At 62.6% G+C, this 735-nt stretch carries 2 pseudogenes; both read left to right on the top strand.

The window, feature by feature from the left end:
• A pseudogene (locus tag EOA60_RS35610) lies at window positions 1-242 on the top strand (ATP-binding protein); the annotation flags it as partial.
• A gap of 140 nt (window positions 243-382) precedes the next feature.
• Window positions 383-735, top strand: a pseudogene (locus EOA60_RS35605) (chemotaxis protein); the annotation flags it as partial.

Below are 735 nucleotides of genomic sequence, written 5' to 3'. Positions count from 1 at the left end.
TCGCGAGGGCGGCGAAGGAAGGCTGGCCCTGTCCGAGCGACGCGGCGATCGCCCGCGCTTATGGCTCGCATTCGCTGCGTCGCGCCCGGCGCCTGCTCGATTACATCGAGGAGCAGGGGCTGATCGTGTGCCAGATCGACGGTGCTGGCCGCCGCACGGTGACGCTGGTCGAGCTCGCCTGGGCAACGGCCCCGGGCGATCCGAATGCCGGAGAAGAAGAGCCGGGCAGTTCGGCTGCATAAGAATCCGGCCTGAGCGTCTCTGCGGCAAGCTTCGCCACATCTGATTAACCACCTGTTCAAACAGGCACGGAACCAAACAGGCCGCGATGCGTTCTGGCCCTCGGCTTAATATAGCTGTCGGGGCAGGCGCGGAGGGGAGTGTGGGCGTTTCTCGTTCGTCAAAGGAACAATTCGATTCCCGTCAGATACTCAACGCCCTCAAAGCCTTTCGAAACGGTGACTTCTCCGTCCGCATCGAGAATTCTTATGAAGGGTTGAACGGCGAGATCGCCGACACATTCAATCAGATCGTCGAGTTGAACGACCAGATGGCGCGAGAATTTGCGCGGCTGAGCAGGGTCGTCGGCAAGGACGGCCGCATCGGCGAACGCGGCCATGTGAGGAACGCCAAAGGCAGCTGGGAATCGAGCGTCCGTTCGGTCAACGACCTGATCGAGGACATGGTGCAGCCCACCGCGGAAGTTGCCCGCGTCATCGGCGCGGTCGCCAAGGG

It is taken from the genome of Mesorhizobium sp. M1A.F.Ca.IN.020.06.1.1 (genome assembly GCF_004023265.1).
Taxonomy (GTDB): Bacteria; Pseudomonadota; Alphaproteobacteria; order Rhizobiales; family Rhizobiaceae; genus Mesorhizobium.
The sequence above is the reverse complement of the archived record's forward strand: the minus strand, read 5'-3'. Positions and strand labels throughout refer to the sequence as shown.